Source organism: Bacteroides sp. D55t1_190419_B8, from assembly GCF_015558905.1.
Lineage (GTDB): Bacteria > Bacteroidota > Bacteroidia > Bacteroidales > Bacteroidaceae > Bacteroides > Bacteroides vicugnae.
In genome coordinates, this window is sequence record NZ_JADMOU010000006.1 from 194,993 (window position 1) to 209,645 (window position 14,653).

The window sequence follows — 14,653 nt, forward strand, 5'->3', positions numbered from 1 at the left end:
CAGCATAGAGATATGAACGATATTCAGATTTTCAACAACGAGGAATTTGGAGCAGTCCGAACCACAGGAACACCAGAGCAACCCTTGTTCTGTTTGGCTGATGTGGCAAGAGTTCTTGGACTAAAAACCAGCAAGTTGGTACAACGACTTTCGGATGATGTACTTTCAAAGTACCCCATCTCGGATAGTCTTGGAAGAGAACAGGTTACAAACTTTATCAATGAAGACGGACTGTATGATGTCATCCTTGACAGTCGCAAACCCGAAGCCAAACGTTTCCGCAAGTGGGTGACATCGGAGGTGCTCCCCTCTATCCGCAAGCATGGTGCCTATATGACACAGCAGACCATCGAGAAGGCATTGGCAGAGCCAGACTTCCTGATACGGTTAGCAGTCAATCTGAAGGAAGAACGACAAAAGCGTCTGCTTGTCGAACAGGAGTGTGAACACCAAAGGACACGCATCGTTGAGTTGGGATCCAAGGTGGATGACCTGCAACAGGAGGTGACGGAGATGAAGGACAAGGTGAGTTACCTTGACATCATCCTTGCCACGAAGAGCAGTGTCCTGGTCACACAGATAGCACAGGACTATGGCGAGTCGTCCATCCGCTTCAACCGACGTCTGAAGGAGATGAACATCCAGTATCAGCGTGGCAAGCAGTGGATTCTGTATGCCGACTACAAGGACTGCGGTTATGTGACCAGCGAGACCTACCTCATTAAACACAAGGACGGTACGGAGGATGTGCGCATGAACACCAAATGGACACAGAAAGGTCGCCGCTTCCTCTATGAGAAACTGAAGAGCGTGGGAGTCATTCCTGTTATCGAAAGAACATAAAATAAAGAAATAGCTATGGAATCAATATCAAAAATACAGTTACGTCTCTATGCCGCCAAGAGGAAAAACGGCAAGTGGCAGTTGGAGATGTCAAGGATGCCGAAGCGAATCAGCGTTATCGGCAGGACACCCATCGTTGATGAGCATTATATGCCATCTGATTTAGAGGTAGTTTCAATGTCAAAGCTTCACAAATATGTCGGAAGTTACTACGGCAAGATTGTGAAGACCCTCAAAGAGGAAGGCATCATCACCAAGGAATATGGAATGTGGAAACTGCGTGAAGACCTTCAGGACAAGGGCATTGCGGTATATGTCACAGGCAGGATGCGCTGCTTCTACCACTTCTATCTGTCATGGACACCGAAAGGCATAGAGTTTATCAAAGAGATTATCAACAATAGAACCAGGCACTGATGGCAGACAACATACTCAGCGATTTCGGCATCAACATCCTCGAAGAGGAGATTGACGATGTGATATTCCAGACCAACGAGTTCCTGACCGATGCCACCTTCACAGGCTCACAAGGGCCGTTCTGGTGGATCCTCCAAATGTGTATGGCATTGGCGGCACTGTTCTCTATCATCGTGGCGGCAAGCATGGCCTACAAGATGATGGTGAAGAACGAACCGTTGGACGTGATGAAACTGTTCAAGCCCTTGGTGGTGAGCATCATCCTCTGTTGGTGGTACCCACCTGCTGACACAGGCATGACCAACAGCGGCAGCAGCTGGTGCGTATTGGATTTTCTATCCTATATTCCCAATTGCATCGGCAGTTACACCCACGACCTCTATGAGGCAGAGGCGACCCAAATTTCCGACAAGTTTGAGGAGGTGCAGCAGTTGGTATATGTCAGGGACTCGATGTACACTGACCTCCAGGCACAGGCAGACGTGGCGCATAAGGGCACATCAGACCCCAACCTGATAGAGGCGACGATGGAGCAGACGGGCGTGGACGAAGTGACCAACATGGAGAAGGATGCCAGCAAACTGTGGTTCACCTCACTGACGGCAGGGGCCGTGGTGGGCATCGACAAGATAGTGATGCTGATAGCCCTGATCGTGTTCCGCATCGGTTGGTGGGCGACGATATACTGTCAGCAGATATTGCTCGGAATGCTCACTATATTCGGTCCAATACAATGGGCATTTTCGTTGCTGCCCAAGTGGGAAGGAGCGTGGGCGAAGTGGCTAACCCGTTATTTGACAGTTCATTTCTACGGAGCCATGCTCTACTTCGTCGGTTTCTACGTCCTGTTGCTGTTTGATATTGTGCTCTGCATACAGGTAGAGAACCTGACGGCCATCACCGCCAGTGAGCAGACGATGGCAGCCTATCTGCAAAACTCGTTCTTCTCGGCAGGCTATCTGATGGCAGCGAGCATCGTGGCGTTGAAATGCCTGAACCTCGTGCCCGACCTTGCGGCATGGATGATACCAGAGGGCGACACCGCCTTCTCAACCCGAAACTTCGGCGAGGGCGTGGCACAACAAGCCAAGATGACGGCTACGGGAACCATGGCGACCGTGATGAGATAACATGTGAGTGTGCGGTGAGTCACCGCACCTCCTATTGAAACAAATAAAAGTAACCATCAAGAAAAATGAAAGCAAAAAATGAAATTGAGCGTTGGCTCAAAGATGAGAAATTCATGGCGTTTGCCAACAAGCGTGCAAAGGAAGAGTTTTTCAATTCCGAAAACAACTACATCGACCCACAGTATGAGGAGATGGCAGAAGGCTTTGAGGATAACGACGAGTATGTAGTGCCTATGGTAGATTACCTGAGTTATCGCTTGCATCGTGCCAAAATCTACAGAAATCGACGGAGACGTGAACGTGACATCTGGTGGGTGTGGATCCAACTGAAATACGAAGGCATCTACGTAGAGGCTTGCATCAAGTATTACGCCAAACTGGTGGAAGAAGTTGAGAAGGACATATACACCATCCTGCACCGTGAATATGTGAGAATGAAGAGAAATCAGACCTCAAACAAGCAGTAACGTATGGTAATCAAGAACTTAGAAAACAAAATCAAGCTGGTGGGCATCATCTGCTCTGCGTTCCTCATGGGCTGCATCATCATCTCGGTGTCGAGCATCTGGACGGCGCGCTGCATGGTGACGGACGCGCAGCAAAAGGTGTATGTATTGGACGGCAACGTGCCCATACTGGTGAACCGCACCACGATGGAGGAAACGCTGGATGTGGAGGCAAAGAGCCATATCGAGATGTTCCACCATTACTTCTTTACGCTTGCTCCCGATGACAAGTACATCCGCTATTCGATGGAGAAGGCGATGTATTTGGTCGATGAAACTGGTTTGGCGCAGTACAATACGCTGAAGGAAAAGGGCTTTTACAACAATATCATGGGTACGAGTGCCGTGTTCAGCATCTTTTGCGACAGCATCAAGTTCAACAAGGAGAAGATGGAGTTCACCTACTACGGTAGGCAAAGGATAGAGCGAAGGAGCAATATTCTGATGCGTGAATTGGTGACGGCGGGACAGGTGAAGCGCGTGCCGAGGACGGAGAACAATCCTCATGGACTGCTCATCACGAACTGGAGAACCTTGCTCAACAAGGATATTGAGCAGAAGTCGAAGTCAAACTTCTAATATCCTAGCGGTATGAGTGTAAAAGGAATCAGACGGATGCTTGTGGGCGAGGATATGCCCGACAAGAACGACCCCAAGTACAAGAAGCGGTATGAGAAGGAGGTGGCGGCAGGGCGCAAGTTTGCCAAGACCGCGAGGATAGACCGTGCGGCGGCTAAGGTGCAAGGCTTTGCCAATGCCCACAAGACGCTGTTTCTCGTCATCGTCTTCGGCTTTGTCGCCACGTGCTTCGGCATCAACATCTACAGGATGGTGCGGTATTACGGTCATCGGACGGAGGCTGCAAGTGCCATCGAGCGGCAGGAAGGGCGCATGAAGCAGATGATGAATGCAGCCCATTGCATCACTCCTCCCGTGACGCATCGAACCAACGAGGAGAATCGAGACAAGTCAGTAACATCAAAATCAGACAGCGATGAGAATAACAGATAAGATAAACTTCCGTCAGCCGAAGTACATGCTGCCAGCCATCGTGTACATCCCGTTGATTGCCACAGGCTATTTTGTCTTTGACATGTTCAATACGGAGGTGGCGGAAACGCAGGACAAGAACCTGCAGACCACCGAGTTTCTGAACCCCAACCTGCCCGGAGCGCAGATTAAGAATGGTGACGGCATCGGTGGCAAGTATGAGAACATGGCGAAGTCGTATGGTCGCATAGCAGACTATTCGGCTGTTGATAACATTGAGCGTGACAACGAAGAAGAGAAAGAAGCGTATGAATCCAAGTACACAGAAGAAGACCTTGCGGAACTCGTCCGTCAGGCAGAAGAGAAGGACGATGCAGCCGAAGTGGCCGATGCCAAGGCGCGAGAAGCGGAAGCACTCGAAGCACTCAACAAGGCACTCGCCGAAGCGAGGCTGAGAGGACAGGCGGCAGTTGCCCCCGTGGCCCAGGATACCACACAGGCTGGGCCTCCCAAGGAGCAGATTGAGGTGAAAGGTCAGATTGCCGAGGACAGCAAGGCGGTGAAGGCACTGGACGAGGAGGACAAGGCACAGGAGGTGGTGAAGAAGGTGAAGGTGACTTCGGACTATTTCAACACCCTGACGCAGAACGAGCATGAGCCAAAGCTCATCAAGGCCATCATTGACGAGGACGTGAAGGCTACGGACGGGTCGAGGGTGCGGCTGAGACTGTTGGACGATATTGAGATTGGTGAGACCGTGGTGAAGAAAGGGTCGTACCTCTATGCCACCATGAGCGGTTTCGGTTCGCAGCGAGTGAAGGGTAGCATCAACTCCATCCTTGTGGATGACGAGCTGATAAAGGTTTCGCTTTCGCTTTATGACACGGACGGACTGGAGGGACTGTATGTCCCCGGCAGCCAGTTCCGTGAGACCACGAAAGATGTGGCGAGCGGTGCTATGCAGAGCAACATGAACATCGACCAGAGTGGAGCGAACAACAGTTTCTCGCAATGGGGAATGCAAGCCGTGACCAATGCCTACCAGAAGACAAGCAATGCCATCAGCAAGGCTATCAAGAAGAACAAAGTGAAGCTGAAGTATGGGACGTTTGTTTACCTTGTAAATGGGAAAGAGAAAAGGAAATAGACACTGCCCGACAACGGAATTGTCGGGAACGGTGGCTCATAGAGTATAAACATCAAAAAATCAACTAATATGAATTGTTTTCAGAAAATGAATGTCTGTGCATTGCTTTCGCTGAGCGTGCTTTCAGCCAAGGCGCAGACCACCTACATGGAGATGGAGCAGCTGACGGTCAACGACCAAGTGACCACCGTCATCACCGCCTCCGAACCCATCCGCTTTGTCGATATATCCACAGACAAGGTGGTGGGCGACCAACCCATCAACAACACCATCCGCCTGAAGCCGAAGGACAACGTGTATGCCGACGGTGAGGTGTTGGCGATAGTGACAATCGTGACGGAACGCTACCGCACGCAGTATGCACTGCTCTATACCACGAGGATGCAGGAGGCAGTAACCGATAAGGAAATAGAATGCTCGGAGCGCAATGCCTACAACAATCCCGCTGTAAGCCTGTCCACTGCCGACATGACCAAGTATGCACGTCAGATATGGTCATCGTCTGCCAAATACCGCAACGTGGCGACGAAGATGCACCGCATGGTAATGCGCCTGAACAACATCTACAGCGTGGGCGAATATTTCTTCATCGACTTCTCCGTGGAGAACAAGACCAACATCCGCTTCGACATCGACGAGATGCGCATCAAACTATCGGACAAGAAGCAGAGCAAGGCTACCAATGCGCAGATAGTGGAACTGACCCCATCTCTTGTGTTGGACGATGCGAAGACCTTCAAGTATGGCTATCGCAACGTGATTGTGGTGAAGAAGATGACCTTCCCCAACGACAAGGTGCTGACCATCGAGCTGTCGGAAAAACAGATAAGTGGACGCACCATCTCGCTCAGCATCGACTATGAGGATGTGCTGTCTGCCGATTCGTTTAACCATATACTGTTGGAGGAGGAATAATGAGAATTAGGAATGAGGAATTAGGAGTGAGGAATTGGCTTGTGCATACCTTACTCGTTGTCATCTGTTTTATGGCAAGCATGACTCCGGCAATGGCGCAGCAGAATAGCGACCGCATATCCTTGGGGTTCGGATGCCTGTATGAGCGAGGACTGGACGTGACGCTGTCCTACGAGTATGAGACGAAGTACCACAATGCGTGGGAGTATTTTGCAAACGGATATATCAAGTGGAACGAGTGCGCATCGTGCGGTCATGTCTGTCCTGAGAGTTTTTGGAACAACTACCGCAGTTATGGTTTCGGCTTTGCCTATAAGCCCTGTGTGGCAAGAGGACGCAACCACCATGGCAACATGCGCATAGGAGCATCGGCAGGTAGCGATACTGACAGGTTCTTGGGTGGCATCCACCTCGGCTATGAGCAAAACTATACACTCAGACACGGCTGGAAGCTCTTCTGGCAGGTGAAGACCGATGTGATGATCAAGGGTGAAGACCTGTTCAGAACGGGTATTGTCCTGGGTGTGAAACTTCCTGTAAAATGACTATGCGTATGAAGAAACTGTTTTCAATCTTGGCAGTTGCGGCAACGGTGTTGCTGACTGCCTGTGACGAGCATCAGGACTTTCCCGACACAGCCATGAAGGTCACCCATATCTTGACCACTGACGGCAAGGTGATGCCCTACGAAACCTACGAGCAATCGTGCAAGCAAGCCATTGCAGTGGTGTTCAACGTCAATCAGAGGGAAGAAATGGAGGGAAACGGATATGCCGTCTATCTGTGGGACATCGCTCCCGAAGCCTTTGCTGACAGTATCGGTGTGGAACAGGACACATCCTGTGACCTCACCGCCTACGACGGCAACAAGAACACTTTTGCCCTTTATGGCACGACCGATGTGAAGTCGCCTTTGGCTGAGCGTGTCTTCGACATGTGGCGTTACGGGCAAAGTGCCTATATCCCCAGTGTGGCACAGATGCGTCTGCTCTATCATGCCAAGGACATCATCAACCCATACATCCTGAAATGCGGCGGCACACCTATCCCCGATGAGGATGATGACTGTTGGTATTGGACTTCAACGGAGGTAGAAGGACAAGCGACCGCCAAGGCATGGCTTTACTCACTGGGAAGCGGTGCCATACAGGAGACTCCCAAGTGGCAGCCGCATAAGGCGAGACCCATCATCACGATTATGGATTAGCCCATATACAGACATCGAGTATCACCCGTATCATCATCAAAGTACAACAATTAAAAAAGAAAAAGCATGAAAAAGAATTTGTTTCTAATGTTGGGACTTGGAGCCATGCTCCTCACGTCCTGTGACCAAGACATCGTCAATGAGATTTACCTGCCCGGTGGCGGAGGTTCTGTGGTCGTGACCGACAGCACATCAACCAAGCAGCTTCAGGTATTCACCAATCTGGAGATGCTGCAACCTGCCGTTTCCACACGAGCCGTTGACAACCAGTGGGAACTCAATGATATGATTGGCATCTCTTCCACAGGGATGATCAACAATATGAAGTTCACCCGAAGCGGCGGCACGAATCAGTTTGTGTCAGCCAACAAGGTGTTTTTCACGGACACAGACACTCACACCTTCAATGCCTACTATCCCTATACGGCAAATCCTACCAACGACCTCATAGAGTTCCAAGTGCCGGAGGCAGCTGTACAGAGTGAGCAGAAGGTCAATGATTTTCTGTTTGCCAGTGGAGCGGCATCATACGCCAATCCGAGCCTTACATTGAACTTCACCCATCAGATGGTGCGTGTCATCATCAAGGTCTATACCTCACCAGAATACGGTTTCACCACCAATGATTTTGCAGGAAGCCTACTCACGTTCGTCGGTTATTTTGACAGCGGTACTTTCAACATCAAGACCGGAAAGGTAGAATGCAGTGACGAGTCGGTGACGACCTATTATTTCGGCGACCCACAAAGTGACCACATGGAATATACGCTTTATGTTCCTGCACAGGTTATGCCAGACATGACATTGCAACTCAGCAATGGGGAGAACTTCGTATTCCTCACAAACGACACGTGGAAAGCGGGTCATTCCTACAGCTATTCATTGAAGCCTGTACGCAACACCTTGGAGGTCATATCTGCAACTATTTCTCCGTGGACAGTAGAGTCTGAGAAGACCATCAACGGCTACGAATAAAACTCATAAGAGGATTGGAGGGTGTCCACCGTGGCATCCTTCATCTTTTCTCATTATCACCCAACATCATCGTAAAGTAAATGGAAGAAAGCAAAGAGTTACAGGGTTTTTACAAGATATTCAGGGCGGTGATTTATGTCTCCATCCTGATGGAGTTCTTCGCCTACGCACTGGAGCCGGAGCAGTTGGACTTCTTGGGCGGCGTAGTGACGGATATCCACACTCGCATCAAGCGGTGGATGATTTACCATGACGGCAACCTCGTGTATAGCAAGGTGGCTACGTTCCTGCTGATATGTATCACCTGTGTGGGAACGCGCAACAAGAAGCATCTGGAGTTTGACGCTCGCAGGCAGGTGCTCTATCCGCTGCTGTCGGGAGTGCTGCTGATTGTGCAGTCCGTATGGCTGTTCGGTCATTCGATAATGCCCTGTTTCTATACCCTCCGTTTGAACACTTGGCTCTATATGCTCACTTCCATCGTCGGTGTCGTATTGGTGCATATCGCCCTCGACAATATCTCTAAGTTCCTGAAGGAAGGGCTGCTGAAAGACCGCTTCAACTTCGAGAATGAGAGCTTTGAGCAATGCAGGGAGTTGCAGGAGAACAAGTACAGCGTGAACATCCCTATGCGCTATTATTACAAGGGCAAGTTCCGCAAGGGATGGGTGAACATCGTCAATCCGTTCCGTGGCACATGGGTTGTGGGTACTCCTGGTTCTGGTAAGACCTTCTCCATCATCGAGCCGTTTATCAGGCAGCACAGCGAGAAGGGCTTTGCCATGGTGGTGTACGACTATAAGTTTCCCACTCTCGCCACCAAACTCTACTATCATTACTTGAAGAACAAGAATGCCAAGGACAGCAAGATGCCCCATGGCATGAAGTTCAACATCATCAACTTTGTGGATGTGGAGTATTCGCGCCGTGTGAACCCCATCCAGTTGAAGTACATCAACAACCTTGCCGCAGCGAGCGAGACCGCCGAGACCCTGCTTGAATCCCTGCAAAAAGGCAAGAAGGAAGGCGGCGGTGGCAGCGACCAGTTCTTCCAGACCTCTGCCGTCAACTTCCTTGCCGCCTGCATCTATTTCTTCTGCAACTACGGCAAGGAGCCCTACGACAAGGACGGAAAGATGCTGATTGCCGAGCGGCGTGAAGACCCAAAGACGAAAAGGCTGATACCCACAGGACGGGTGTTCGACCATTCGGGCGCGGAGGTGCAGCCCGCTTATTGGTTGGGCAAGTACAGCGACATGCCACATATCCTATCGTTCCTCAATGAGAGTTATCAGACCATCTTCGAGGTACTTCAGACCGACAACGAGGTAGCCCCCTTGCTTGGCCCGTTCCAGACTGCCTTTGCCAACAAAGCCATGGAGCAGTTGGAAGGTATGATTGGCACGCTACGTGTCTATACCTCCCGTCTCGCCACCAAGGAATCTTACTGGATATTCCACAAGGACGGCGATGACTTCGACCTGAAGGTCAGTGACCCGAAGAATCCAAGTTATCTGCTCATTGCCAACGACCCCGAGATGGAGAGCATCATCGGTGCACTGAATGCCTTGATTCTCAACCGCCTTGTAACGAGGGTGAATACAGGACAGGGCAAGAACGTTCCTGTCAGCATCATCGTCGATGAGTTGCCGACCTTGTATTTCCACAAGATAGACCGACTGATAGGCACAGCCCGAAGCAACAAGGTGAGCGTGGCACTTGGCTTTCAGGAACTTCCGCAGTTGGAAGCCGATTATGGCAAGGTGGGTATGCAGAAAATCATCACCACCGTGGGCAATGTGGTGAGCGGTTCGGCAAGAGCCAAGGAAACCCTCGAATGGCTGTCGAGTGACATCTTCGGTAAAGTAGTGCAACTCAAAAAGGGCGTGACCATCGACCGTGACAAGACCTCCATCAACCTCAATGAGAATATGGACAGCCTGGTGCCTGCAAGCAAAATCTCCGATATGCCCACAGGTTGGATATGTGGACAGACCGCCCGTGACTTCGTAGTCACCAAGACCGGGATGAACGGAAGCATGAACATCCAGGAGAGCGAGGAGTTCAAGACATCCAAGTTCTACTGCAAGACCGACTTCGATATGACGGAAATAAAGAAGGAGGAATCGGAGTATGTCCCTCTCCCTAAGTTCTATAAGTTCAAGTCGAAAGAAGAGCGAGAGCGCATCCTCTACAAGAACTTCGTTCAGGTTGGGGAGGACGTGAAAGCCATGATTAAAGAGATTCAGCAGTTCCGCACTATGATGTAGTGATATTGATTAGAGTGCGGTGAGACATCGCACCTCCTATATAAAATAATGTAATGAGAAGATACATCATCGTACTATTGAGCATGTTGGCCATCTGTAGCGTGCCCTGTCAAAGCCAAACCATTGACAGGGCACTGTTTGAACGGATGGTAGCCATTACCAAACACTTCGAGGGTTGGCACGACCCAAAGACCACACCGGGCTATGTGGGCTATGGTCACCAGCTACAGAAGGGAGAGCGTTTCCCGAAAACACTGACACGTCAGCGTGCAGATTTGCTGTTACGGACAGACCTCCTCCGGCACCTGCGCCTATATGCCCGTTATGGCAGGGATGCTTATCTGCTTGCCACCCTCTCGTACCAGATTGGACCAGCCAAGTTGTTAGGCAATGGACGATACCCGAAAGCGTCCCTGCTCACCCGATTGGAACGTGGCGACAGGGACATCCTGCCACTCTATCTGAGCTATTGCAAATGGAGGGGAAAAGCAGTGGCATCCATTAGGAAACGGAGGTGGGTGGAATATCAGCTGTTGTATGCCGAGCGGTGAGGCACCATCCCTCCTATACCTGTTTGTCTGTCACTTATATTATATATAAAGGTAATAATTGCAATTTCAATGTTAAAGTCAGAGCATTATGGCATCCATCAAATTAAAGTTCAGAACATCATCTGTTCAAGAGAAAGAGGGTCGCCTGTATTATCAGGTGATACACAATCGTGTGGCACGTCAGATCCATACAGAGTACAGAATCTATTCCTCAGAGTGGGATGCGGACCATTCAAACATCATTTTGCCAACTTCCGTCACTCCACAACGTCAAGCCTATCTTCTTTCCTTGAAAGATACATTGGATGCTGACAGGAAGAAACTGCTGTTGGTCATTGCACGGTTGGACAAGGAAGGGCAGTCATATACAGCAGACACCGTCGTTGACAACTTCCATGAGGGAAAAGAATTACATGGCATTATCGGCTATACGCTGGAGTTGAACGAAAAACTGAGACGCATCGGCAAGAAGCGGATGGTAGCAAGGTACAAAACCACCCTCAACAGCCTCCAGCGTTACCTGAAAGGAGGCGATGTGCCATTGGAGGAAGTCGATGGGACAACGATACAAGGCTATGAACAGTGGCTGAAAGACAGCGGACTGTGCCGCAACACCACCTCTTTCTACATCCGCAACCTGCGCACCATCTACAATCATGCCGTAGATGACGGACTGGTCATCTCTTCCTCACCGTTCAAGCATGTATATACCGGCATCGACAAGACCGTCAAGCGGGCACTCCCCTTGGAAATCATCAAGCAACTGAAAGAGCTGGACTTGAGTCTGAACCCCCGTTTGGAGCTTGCAAGGGATATGTTCCTGTTCAGTTTCTATACCCGTGGGATGTCGTTCATCGATATGGCACAACTTACACCAAGCAATCTGCATGGCAGTACGCTCATTTACCGCCGTCAGAAGACCTCACAACAGTTGCACATCAAATGGGAACCTGCCATGCAGGAGATAGTGGCGAAGTACAAAACAGATGATTCTCCCTACCTGCTCCCTATAGCAAAAGGAGAGGGAGCCATATTCTGGAGACAGTACAAGAATGCCTATAGCCGTATCACCAAGCAGTTGAAGAAAATCGGAGAAATGATAGGCCTGTCCGTACCCCTGACCACCTACGTAGCCCGCCACTCCTGGGCAAGCATAGCCAAGAGCAAGAACGTGCCCGTATCTACTATCAGCGAGGCATTGGGGCATGACTCCGAGAAAACCACACAGATATACCTCTCCTCATTGGACACCTCTGTCGTTGACAACGCCAACAATCTCATCATCAATTCTCTTTAGGAGGTGCAGCGTCTCACTGCACCTTTATTTCAATATTTATAACTATTGTATTGCGGTGTGATACCGCAACTATAATAAAAAAGTCGGGGATTGTTGAGCAAAAAGGTGTTTCTCTCTTTAAGAGAAACTCTTCGGGATGCAAAAATATGAAAATAACTCCAATTCACCAAATTATATAGCGACTTTTTTACAAAAATGCTAAAATTTGTTGATTTCCGTCAAGCAATTGTTGAGCAAATATGTCTTTTACGATAAAATGATACCTCAATATCAACTGTTTAGCAAAACGATATTTCTCTTAAAGAGAGAAACATCTTTTGCATACCTTTTCCGACCGAATTTTTATGTCGTAAAGAGGGGCTTTGCAGGGGGTGGACTCAGAAAGATGAGAATAGATGACTATTGTAGTTGAAACACATAGAAAGTTGCTGATATACAGACCGATACGCATATCGGGATGAACCATGAGTACGTTCTTTTCTCAAAAAACACATGTCAAAACAGTATGGTGAATGTATTGGACAAGGATAAGATACTGTGGTATGTCATGCGGGCCTACAAGAACGAGAATACTGCCGAAGATCGGCTCTCTAATGAAACGTATGGCTTAGAGTATTTCATACCCAAGCAGAAAGTCCTTCGCACTGTCAAGGGCAAGAAAGTCTTTTTCATGGTACCCGTCATCCATAGTCTGGTGTTTGTGCATGCAAGTCATCAGAAGATTGTTGATTTCAAACACAATTATTATTACGACCTACAGTTTGTCACATGGAAAAGTGGCGGAGAACTTGTCTATCTGACTGTACCTGATGAAGACATGACCAACTTCATCAAGGTGTGCAAGCAGGCAGATGAAGAGGTACACTTCTACAAAATCAGCGAAATCAACAAGGAAAAAGATAAAATCAACATTGAAAAAGGTAAAAGAGTAAGGGTACATGGCGGACCGTTCGACCAGGTGGAGGGCTACTTCATAAAAGTGGCAAAAAAGAGAGGTCGGCAGCTTGTCGTCATTATTCCCGACCTACTGGCGGTTTCAGCTGAGGTGAAGCCGGAATATATTCAAATCATAGACTGAGATTATGGAAACACGAATTACCCCCCCGAATTGATTGATACAGAGGGATTAGTACAGGACAGACCGACACAAACGGCCTATTAAAGTTAGATAGAGAATGAGTTTAATTTGGATTGTCAACATCCTGTCGGTATTCTTCCTGTGCGTGTTTTTCGCAGGAATCGTGATACCGCAGATTCTGCTCATCGCCTTCCGCAGGCGACTGTTCGACGAGCCGGACGAGCGGAAGATACATCAGTGTGTAGTGCCTCGCCTTGGCGGTATGGCCTTCAAGCCCGTAGTGTTCTTCTCCTTTGTCCTGCTTTTGGCGGTCAATGTCTCAACCGGACATGATGAGCTGCTTAAGGAAATAGGCGCAGAAGCGTTGCCATTGGCATACGCCTTCTGCGCCATCATCATGTTGTACCTTGTCGGCATTGCCGATGACCTTATCGGTGTGCGCTACCGTGCCAAGTTCTTTATCCAGATAGTCTGCGGCATCATGCTGGTGGCTGGCGGAGTGGAACTGTCCGACCTTCACGGAATGCTGTTCATCCATTCCATGCCGTCGTGGATTAGCATCCCTCTCACCGTTTTCGTTACGGTTTTCATCATCAATGCCATCAACCTCATCGACGGCATCGACGGACTGGCCTCTGGGCTGTGCAGCATTGCCTTCCTGTTCTACGGGATGACCTTCATCTGGTTCCACCAGTATCTCTATGCCATGCTTGCCTTCGCTACTTTGGGCGTACTCATACCATTTTATTATTACAAGGAAATATATATCGAAACCGAACGAATTATCATTCGAAATTTCAAACAGAAGGATGCCGAAGGGTTGTTGGAGTATCTTTCCCATCCGCGTGTGAATTGCTTTGCCGGAGACCGCCTTTGTTCCAGAGAGGCGGCATGGGCATATATGCAGTATTCCCCGAAAGACATGCTGCGCTATGCGGTGAGTCTGAAAAAAGATGACTTTATTATCGGTGACGTGTTCGCTTTGCGTGAGAATGAAGACACTTATAATGTGGGGTGGCATTTCAACAAACGTTTTGAAGGCAAAGGATTCGCTTGTGAAGCGGCAGCCGGATTGTTGGATTATCTTTTCCGAGAGGCGGGCGCACGGCGTATCTATGGATTTGTGGAAGATGACAATATCCGCTCCAAACGCTTATGCGAACGTCTTGGTATGCGCCGCGAAGGATGTTTCAAAGAGTTTGTGACATTCGTAAACAATCCTGACGGCTCCCCAAAATATGAAGATACCTGTGTTTATGCCATTCTCGAAAAAGAGTGGAATACCATCCGTCAGTGGTGACACACCAAACCTATTATGAATTAATAC

16 protein-coding genes are annotated in these 14,653 nt (G+C 49.2%); all 16 read left to right on the forward strand.

What is annotated here, in order from left to right; all coding sequences use genetic code 11:
- Positions 1–12: 12 nt before the first annotated feature.
- The 16 genes from I2I13_RS08065 to I2I13_RS08140 all read left to right on the forward strand — a co-directional run bounded on the left by I2I13_RS08065 (position 13) and on the right by I2I13_RS08140 (position 14,626).
- The gene (locus tag I2I13_RS08065) at positions 13–843 is read left to right on the forward strand and encodes a phage antirepressor (protein WP_005816120.1); all 831 of its coding nucleotides are present in this window, start codon (positions 13–15) and stop codon (positions 841–843) included.
- 15 nt (positions 844–858) lie between these two features.
- Positions 859–1,260: a hypothetical protein gene (locus tag I2I13_RS08070; RefSeq protein WP_005816121.1), complete on the forward strand. Its 402-nt coding sequence runs from the start codon at positions 859–861 to the stop codon at positions 1,258–1,260.
- Entirely contained in the window at positions 1,260–2,390 is a 1,131-nt protein-coding gene (locus I2I13_RS08075) for a hypothetical protein (protein ID WP_005816122.1), read from the forward strand. Before I2I13_RS08070 ends, I2I13_RS08075 begins: the two co-directional genes overlap by 1 nt.
- Positions 2,391–2,455: 65 nt before the next feature.
- Positions 2,456–2,857: a hypothetical protein gene (locus I2I13_RS08080; protein WP_005816123.1), complete on the forward strand. Its 402-nt coding sequence runs from the start codon at positions 2,456–2,458 to the stop codon at positions 2,855–2,857.
- 3 nt (positions 2,858–2,860) lie between these two features.
- A complete protein-coding gene (gene traK / locus I2I13_RS08085; RefSeq protein WP_005816126.1) occupies positions 2,861–3,475 on the forward strand; it encodes a conjugative transposon protein TraK in 615 nt (204 codons plus the stop codon).
- A gap of 12 nt (positions 3,476–3,487) precedes the next feature.
- Positions 3,488–3,907, forward strand: a complete 420-nt coding sequence (locus I2I13_RS08090) for a hypothetical protein (protein WP_005816127.1) — start codon at positions 3,488–3,490, stop codon at positions 3,905–3,907.
- On the forward strand, positions 3,891–5,033 hold the full coding sequence (traM, locus tag I2I13_RS08095; RefSeq protein WP_005816128.1) for a conjugative transposon protein TraM: 1,143 nt from the start codon (positions 3,891–3,893) through the stop codon (positions 5,031–5,033). Before I2I13_RS08090 ends, traM begins: the two co-directional genes overlap by 17 nt.
- A gap of 69 nt (positions 5,034–5,102) precedes the next feature.
- Positions 5,103–5,948: a conjugative transposon protein TraN gene (traN, locus tag I2I13_RS08100; protein ID WP_005816133.1), complete on the forward strand. Its 846-nt coding sequence runs from the start codon at positions 5,103–5,105 to the stop codon at positions 5,946–5,948.
- Complete coding sequence (locus I2I13_RS08105; RefSeq protein WP_005816135.1) at positions 5,948–6,493, forward strand: hypothetical protein; 546 nt, start codon at positions 5,948–5,950, stop codon at positions 6,491–6,493. Before traN ends, I2I13_RS08105 begins: the two co-directional genes overlap by 1 nt.
- An 8-nt stretch (positions 6,494–6,501) precedes the next feature.
- Positions 6,502–7,155 carry a hypothetical protein gene (locus tag I2I13_RS08110; RefSeq protein ID WP_005816136.1) on the forward strand — a complete coding sequence of 218 codons (654 nt, stop codon included), beginning with the start codon at positions 6,502–6,504 and terminating at the stop codon, positions 7,153–7,155.
- Positions 7,156–7,242: 87 nt separating this feature from the next.
- Complete coding sequence (locus I2I13_RS08115) at positions 7,243–8,130, forward strand: fimbrillin family protein (RefSeq protein WP_118200184.1); 888 nt, start codon at positions 7,243–7,245, stop codon at positions 8,128–8,130.
- Between the two features lie 80 nt (positions 8,131–8,210).
- A complete protein-coding gene (locus I2I13_RS08120) occupies positions 8,211–10,400 on the forward strand; it encodes a type IV secretory system conjugative DNA transfer family protein (protein WP_005816140.1) in 2,190 nt (729 codons plus the stop codon).
- Positions 10,401–10,453: 53 nt separating this feature from the next.
- Positions 10,454–10,951, forward strand: coding sequence for a hypothetical protein (locus I2I13_RS08125; protein WP_005816141.1), 498 nt, complete (start codon positions 10,454–10,456; stop codon positions 10,949–10,951).
- 88 nt (positions 10,952–11,039) lie between these two features.
- Positions 11,040–12,248, forward strand: coding sequence for a putative resistance-associated DNA invertase (locus I2I13_RS08130; RefSeq protein WP_005816149.1), 1,209 nt, complete (start codon positions 11,040–11,042; stop codon positions 12,246–12,248).
- A gap of 505 nt (positions 12,249–12,753) precedes the next feature.
- On the forward strand, positions 12,754–13,326 hold the full coding sequence (locus I2I13_RS08135) for a UpxY family transcription antiterminator (protein ID WP_008021340.1): 573 nt from the start codon (positions 12,754–12,756) through the stop codon (positions 13,324–13,326).
- 97 nt (positions 13,327–13,423) lie between these two features.
- Positions 13,424–14,626, forward strand: coding sequence for a GNAT family N-acetyltransferase (locus tag I2I13_RS08140; RefSeq protein ID WP_008021343.1), 1,203 nt, complete (start codon positions 13,424–13,426; stop codon positions 14,624–14,626).
- Positions 14,627–14,653: the final 27 nt, after the last annotated feature.